The sequence below is a fragment of the [Limnothrix rosea] IAM M-220 genome (assembly GCF_001904615.1).
GTDB lineage: Bacteria > Cyanobacteriota > Cyanobacteriia > Cyanobacteriales > MRBY01 > MRBY01.
This window is the reverse complement of sequence record NZ_MRBY01000044.1, coordinates 24,757-31,815: the sequence shown is the minus strand read 5'-3', so window position 1 is coordinate 31,815 and position 7,059 is coordinate 24,757. Positions and strand designations below refer to the sequence as shown.

Here is a 7,059-nt window from a genome sequence, read left to right as displayed (position 1 = left end):
TTCCTCTTTTCCTTGTCCTCTATTCGACCCTGTTCAACTTTTGTCCTGTACTTAGGGACTTTAGATAAGACTATAGTGACTTTGGTGTCATATATTCCCAAATTGGTTGTTTCTTTTGTATATCAGAGGATAAATAATATGCGACCATATAAAAATACTTAAAAAAATACCAACTGTTAGATCTTAACTTTTCAATATTGATTTTTTGCCAGTATTATAAATTACACAAGTCTCGTTAAATCTCTCTCAATTGATTAGTTTTTTTTATAGCTACAGATGTCAAAACCCAAGATTTGTATTATTTCATTTTCTGACTTGACTATAGATGCACGTGTTAATCGTCAAACTAAGGCAGCTATACCTATGGGAAGTGTAACTTCTCTAGCATTTACAAAGTCACCGATACGGAACATTAAATCTATAATTTTGGAACAAAAAAAAAATATTTTACAGAAGATTTTCTTTCTTTTGTCGTTGTTAGTTCATCATTACGAGGAATTTTACTGGTCTCAGTCAATTATCCAAGAATCTATTAGAAAGCTAGAGAATTGCGATTTTGATATTTTTGTTGCTAATGATCTAGATACTTTGCCATTAGCGATATATTTTGCTGGAAAATATAAATCAAAAGTGTTCTTTGATGCTCATGAATATGCGCCATTGGAATTTGACAATCGTTGGTATTGGAAATATTTACATCAACCTTTTCGCGAGCATCTTTGCAGGCAGTACTTAAAACAAGTGAATGTGATGACTACTGTATGTAATGGTATTGCCGAAAAATACAAAGAAGAATATCAGCTTCATCCTTATGTTATTCTCAATAGTCCTGAATATCAGGAAATCAAGTATCAACCTATTTCTAGCCAAAATAATATTCGGTTGATACATCATGGTAATGCGTCTCCAGACCGGAATCTCGAAAAAATGGTCGAAATTATGCCGGATCTGGAAACTCGTTTTGAGCTACATTTTATGTTGCTTGGAAACCCTAAGTACATACAAAAATTAAAAATATTGTCTAATAAAATTGCTCCTAACAGAGTGTTTTTTCATGCACCTGTGCAAACAACTATGATCTGTAGGACTTTGTCTCGATATGACTTGGGTGTTTATTTATTGGAACCTTTAGGGTTTAACTATACATATGCGATGCCAAATAAATTATTTGATTTTATAATGGCGGGCTTGTGTGTAGCGATCGCCCCTTCCCTTGAAATGAAGAAGATAGTTGAAGATTATCAATGTGGAGTAGTTGCAAAAGATTTTTCGCCTCAAAGTCTTGCCAAGGTAATTAATGCCCTTTCTATCGAAGAAATTAATGCAAAAAAAAGAGCTTCACTGGAAGCCGCAAAAGTTCTAAACGCTGAGATTGAGGGGCAAAAAATCCAAAAAATCCTAAAAGATTTACTCAAATCATAATTAAAAAAGCTTGAAATATTTTATATTTAGTACTTCGACATCTTAACAATTCTAAATAGAGAATATTTCACTATTTAAGTTTTTGTTTCCAGCCCTTTGTGAGCTTTTTCCAAAATTTCTACCACACCAACGCCATTCCAACCATCTGAACGCGGACGTTGGCGTGTCGCAAGACATTCTAAGAAATGTTCGCACTCTAGTTTAAGTGGTTCTGCTGCTGCAATTTTGACTGTTTCAGTTCCGTCATCTCTATTATTTAAGTCGCTATCAATTGTCTTGTTGTGAATGGTCACAGTTTGGGCAACTTCGTCGTAAACTAACATTTGTTTTTCTGCAAGGACAACTGTAGAGCGTTGAGATAATGGGTAATACCAAGATGTATGGATATGGGCAGATTGACCATTGGTGAATTTTAGATCTACATGGACGTTATCGGCGATATTTGCTTGCAGCATTGCATGACCACTGGATTGAACAGATTGTAGTTGCAGTTCGCTTGATGGGTTGCCCAATAAATCTAAAATTACGGAGACATCGTGGGGCGCAAATGACCACCAGACATTTTCTGTACTACGAACTTTGCCCAGTTTTACTCTTTGTGTGGATACATGAAAAACTTTTCCGGCTTTGCCCGTTGCTAAGTAATCATGCATCCAGGCGATCGCCGGCTGGTAGAGCAGTAAATGTCCAACCATCAAAACCAGATCTTGGCTATCCGCATACTCCGCAAGCTTCCGCGCTTCCGATGTTTTAAGAGTCATCGGTTTTTCAATAAACACATCCTTGCCAGACTGGAGAACCTGAAGCGCCAATGGATAGTGAGATGGCGCAGGAGTTGCCAAAACAACTGCATCAACATCCGTCGCTAAAGCAGAGGCAAGATCATCATAAATTTTCACCTCAGGAAAATCAGCCGCAACCTTTGCACGTAGAGCTGGATTCATTTCTGCGACACCAGCCAATGCACCAAGAGCATTAAAATTGCGCACAAGATTTTTGCCCCAATTGCCCGCACCAACCACAATGACTTTTTTCATAACTAATCTTGAGTAATATATCTATTCGAACTTATAAAAGAGTCACCTTTGCATGATCACAATCTAAATGACGAGTCACGCCGCGAGTATCAAGCACCGCTTTAGCCTGACTCACAAGATGCCCATAATCAATTTGGCTATGATCCGTCAAAATAATCACAACATCAGCGCTGGTAATCACTTCATCTGTCAAGGGAACAGACTGAAGCACTTGACTATGGAGTTCAATTTCAGGAACAAAAGAGTCATGATAAACAACCTTGGCATGGTCTTCTAGCAGACGATTAATCACATGAATAGCAGGAGATTCACGCCAATCACCAAGATTTTTTTTGTAAGCGACACCCATCACTAAAATCAAAGAGCGTGAAGGAGCTACTCCGACTCGGTTTAACACACGCCATGCTTTTTCTCGCACAAATTCCGGCATACGCCGATTGATTTCCCCTGCCAAAGCAATGAAACGAGTTTCAAAATCAAATTCTTTCGCCTTCCATTCCAAGTAATGAGGGTCAATGGGGATACAATGTCCACCAACACCGGGACCCGGATAGAACGGCATAATCCCGAAAGGCTTAGTATTCGCTGCATCTAAAACTTCCCAAACATCAAGCCCCATCCGGTCACAAAGGATGGCCAATTCATTGACAAGGGCAATATTCACTGCTCGAAACGTATTTTCAAATACTTTGACAAGTTCCGCCGCCTTAGCGCTGTTGACAGGCACAACATGATCAATTGTTTGTTCATAGAATAATTTTGCAATTTCTAAAGAACGAGGATCAGAAGCCCCAACCACTTTGTTTGTATTTTTCGTGGTGTACCGCAAATTGCCCGGATCAACTCGTTCGGGGGAATGGGCTAAAAAAAAGTCTTCCCCTTGCTTTAAGCCACTGACGTTTTCTAGTATTGGTCGCATCACCTCGTCAGTTGTGCCGGGATAAGTTGTAGACTCTAGGGTGATCAATTGACCTGCCCTCAAGTGTTCCCCCAGTTGTTGTGTGACCGACTCAATATAGCTGAGGTTGGGGGTGAGGTTCTTTGTGAGAGGTGTCGGTACGCAAATAACGATAGCGTCCATTTGCGGCACAAGATCATAACTACTGACAGCTTTAAGTTTGTTGTTATTAACAACCTCTGCCAATACTTCTGTTTTTACGTCAGGGATGTAACTATCAGCCGCATTTACTTGCTGGGCTCGTTGTACGTTTTGCTCAATGCCTAATACTGAATAACCAACTCGCGCTTTTTCAACGGCAAAAGGTAAACCAACATAACCGAGACCGACGACACCAACGAGAGCTGAACGGTCTTGAATTTTAGTTTGTAATCTTGCGAAATGGGATGATTTTTCTGCGCTCATAGACTTTTATATGTACATAATCCAGTAAAGTTTAAACACGCAATTGCTAAATAAGTCTATCAGTCTTTATCAAGGTATCCCATGTGTGGCCTCAGTGGAATTTGGAATCGTGAAAGAAACCCCGTCGAGCGATCGCTTTTAGATTCCTTTACTAATGTTGTCGCCCACCGAGGTCCAGATGACTCAGGTTATTACTTTGAAGATGATTTTGGCCTAGGTCTGGGACATCGTAGGCTATCGATTATTGATTTGTCATCAGCTGCTCATCAACCAATGTCTAGCCATGATCAACAGTGTTGGTTAGTCTACAATGGCGAAATTTATAATTACTTGGAATTAACGGCAGAACTGATCGAACTAGGTTGTCATTTTCGTAGTCATTCCGATACAGAAATGATTTTGGCAGCTTATCAGACATGGGGTTATGATTGTCTGAATCGTTTTAATGGCATGTTTGCTTTTTTATTGTGGGATCGGTCTAAACAAGTGCTTTGGGCTGCACGCGACCGTTTTGGGATTAAACCTCTCTATGTATTTGAGCGATCGCCAAATATGATCGCTTTTGCTTCAGAAATCAAGCAATTCACTGTACTACCCAGTTGGCAAGCGCAGTCAAATCCACAACGATGTTACGAATTTTTAGCCTACGGCATACTTGACCATACCAACGAGACCATGTTTCAAAATGTGTGGCAGTTACAGGGTGGTCAATATTTGACTCTCAACTGTAATCCGCAGGCACATGATTTCGGCAAGACTGTGGTTAAACAATGGTACGAGCTGCCCTCTTCTCCAACAGTCACCATGTCAATGGATGCGGCTCAGCAGCATTTCCGAGAACTTTTACAAGATTCTGTTAGGTTACGTCTGAGGGCTGATGTGACTGTGGGGTCTTGTTTATCTGGGGGACTAGACTCCAGTTCACTAGTATGCGTTAGTGATCTGCTGCGCCGTGAATTATCTGAGGCTCAACCGTTTCAAACATTTTCCTCTTGCTTTGAAGATCTGCGTTATGACGAACGAAAATATGTAACGACAGTTGTCGAACAGACTCAAGTACAGCCACATTTTGTGTTTCCCAACGCTCACGAAGTATTTGCACAACTCGATCATCTTACTTGGCAACAAGATGAACCCTTTGGCTCAAGTAGTGTGTTTGCCCAGTGGTGCATATTTAGACAGGCTGGAAAATCAGGGATAAAAGTAATGCTGGATGGACAAGGAGCTGATGAATTACTTGCCGGATATACAAAGTTCTACCCTGCTTTATTTGCTGGATTACTGACAAGTTATCAGTGGGGTACGTTAATCCACGAGATTTTGACTTGTCAACGTTATCAGAACATAACTGAGATCCAGCGAATGATTGAGCCCTTATTACCTAAATGGATCCGTCAATCTCTACGTCGATTATTGGGTTATGCTTCAGAAACTGCGACTCCTAATTGGCTTAATGGTTCATATTTAATGTCTCTCGGAGTAGATCCACTCGTTAGCGCAACAGTGGCGATCGCCACACCAAAGTCGATCCATGAACTATCCAAAATACAACTACGCGCAAGTAGCATACCAATGCTCTTGCACTGGGAAGACCGGAGTTCCATGGCACACTCAGTAGAATCGCGAGTACCATTTTTAGACTATCAGCTCGTAGAATTTGCCTACACTCTCGATGACACCCTTAAAATTCGACAAGGACAAACCAAAGCCATCTTGCGCGAATCCATGCGTCACATTCTCCCCGAATCCATACGTACCCGCCAAGACAAAATGGGGTTTGTGACACCCGAATTACAATGGATGAGAGATGGATTACGCGAAAGTTTTGAGCTGGAATTAAAAGAAGCAATTACAAATTTGGAAACATGGCTACAACCGAATATCCTACAAGAGCTTTTTCAAGCAACAGTTGCAGGAAATAAAAATAGTCCATGCGTGATTTGGCGTGTGATTAGTTTCAACCGATGGCTGAAAGTTTTTAACGTACAGTTATCTTAAATTAGGTTAAGAAAGAACCCATGAAAATCTTAATGATTGCCACATTAAATCTATCGTTGCCAAATGGGGGAACTGTTCATTTCAGCTCGATTGCGAAAGAATTTCAGCGTTCAGGTCATACTGTCCATGCCATCATTCCGAGCACAGGAGATCCCGTCAAAAACCAAGCGATTATAGAAAAATACTTTGACCATGTGACCTTTACTGATTCCCTAACTCAACTCATCCCTATTGGTAAAACCAGTCTCAATAGCCTTGCCCAAATTTTTACAATTTTTGCAAAAAATCCCAATGATTATGACTGGGTATACCTGCGAAGTAGTGTAATTTCAGCCTTCGTGGTTGCAGCTCTGCGTCTCAAAGGCTTTAAATATATCGTCACAGAACATAACGGCTGGTTTGCCGATGAATTAATTCAAATGGGAGTGTCTTATCCATGGCTGGCAATTATCAAGACAATGCAGCTATTAGACGCAAAGTGGGCAACATTTGTTGTCGCTGTTGTTGAAGGAATAAAAGAAAAACTGGTTGAATCTGGTTTGTCAGAAGAAAAAGCCTGTGTTGTAGGCAATGGCACTGATCCAAAAATTTTTTATCCCCTGCCTAGGGAAGAAACACTTCAAAAATACAATTTGGATCCCCATTGTTTTTATTTTGGCTTAATTGGTGATCTTGAACCTTGGAAAGGCGCTGAGTTGGCGATTCAAGCGATGCCAATCATCTGTGAGGTTTATCCCCGTGCGAGACTTTTAGTCGTTGGCGCAGGAAGACAGTTGGCATATTTGCAAGAAACGTATCGCGATTTCAGATCTGTCACTTTTATGAACGAAGTTCCATATAAACAGTCTAACGAGTATATTAACTGTTTTGACATCGCTTTATTACCTTTATTAGAGTTTTCTAATATTGGATTTTCGCCGATTAAACTTTATGCTTATGCAGCATCGGGAAGACCTATTTTGTCTTCGGATTTTCGTGGTATCAGAGAGTTAGAATCTCAACCATTTATTACACTTCATAAAAATGGTAGCTATCAAAGTTTAGCGAAAGAAGCGATTAAAATGATGAGTAATCTATCCGAGTTAACAACTCAAGGTCGCTCTGCTCGTGTTTATGCAGAAAAGCATTTTACATGGCAGGAGAATGTCGCTAAAATCCTTCATCAAATGACAGTCTTTAAGTCGTAATCATGATCCTTAAGTTTGTGAGTATGGTGGCTACAAGATATTATTTGTTTAG

Annotated in this window: 5 protein-coding genes; 3 read left to right on the top strand and 2 right to left on the bottom strand. The window is 40.2% G+C overall.

Annotated features, from left to right (window positions below; all coding sequences use genetic code 11):
- Positions 1 to 276 precede the first annotated feature (276 nt).
- Positions 277 to 1,422, top strand: a complete 1,146-nt coding sequence (locus NIES208_RS14755; RefSeq protein WP_139325077.1) for a glycosyltransferase — start codon at positions 277 to 279, stop codon at positions 1,420 to 1,422.
- A 74-nt stretch (positions 1,423 to 1,496) separates the two neighbouring features.
- Here NIES208_RS14755 and NIES208_RS14750 read toward each other — a convergent pair whose 3' ends face one another.
- Positions 1,497 to 2,459: a Gfo/Idh/MocA family protein gene (locus tag NIES208_RS14750; RefSeq protein WP_075893743.1), complete on the bottom strand. Its 963-nt coding sequence runs from the start codon at positions 2,457 to 2,459 to the stop codon at positions 1,497 to 1,499.
- Between the two features lie 31 nt (positions 2,460 to 2,490).
- Positions 2,491 to 3,822 (bottom strand): nucleotide sugar dehydrogenase, encoded by a 1,332-nt coding sequence (locus NIES208_RS14745; protein WP_075893742.1) that lies wholly within the window; start codon positions 3,820 to 3,822, stop codon positions 2,491 to 2,493.
- Between the two features lie 81 nt (positions 3,823 to 3,903).
- On the opposite strand from NIES208_RS14745, the gene asnB reads away from it, so the two are divergent.
- Both asnB and NIES208_RS14735 read left to right on the top strand, forming a co-directional pair.
- Positions 3,904 to 5,820, top strand: a complete 1,917-nt coding sequence (asnB, locus tag NIES208_RS14740) for an asparagine synthase (glutamine-hydrolyzing) (protein WP_075893741.1) — start codon at positions 3,904 to 3,906, stop codon at positions 5,818 to 5,820.
- A 20-nt stretch (positions 5,821 to 5,840) separates the two neighbouring features.
- On the top strand, positions 5,841 to 7,007 hold the full coding sequence (locus NIES208_RS14735) for a glycosyltransferase family 4 protein (protein ID WP_075893740.1): 1,167 nt from the start codon (positions 5,841 to 5,843) through the stop codon (positions 7,005 to 7,007).
- Positions 7,008 to 7,059 lie beyond the last annotated feature (52 nt).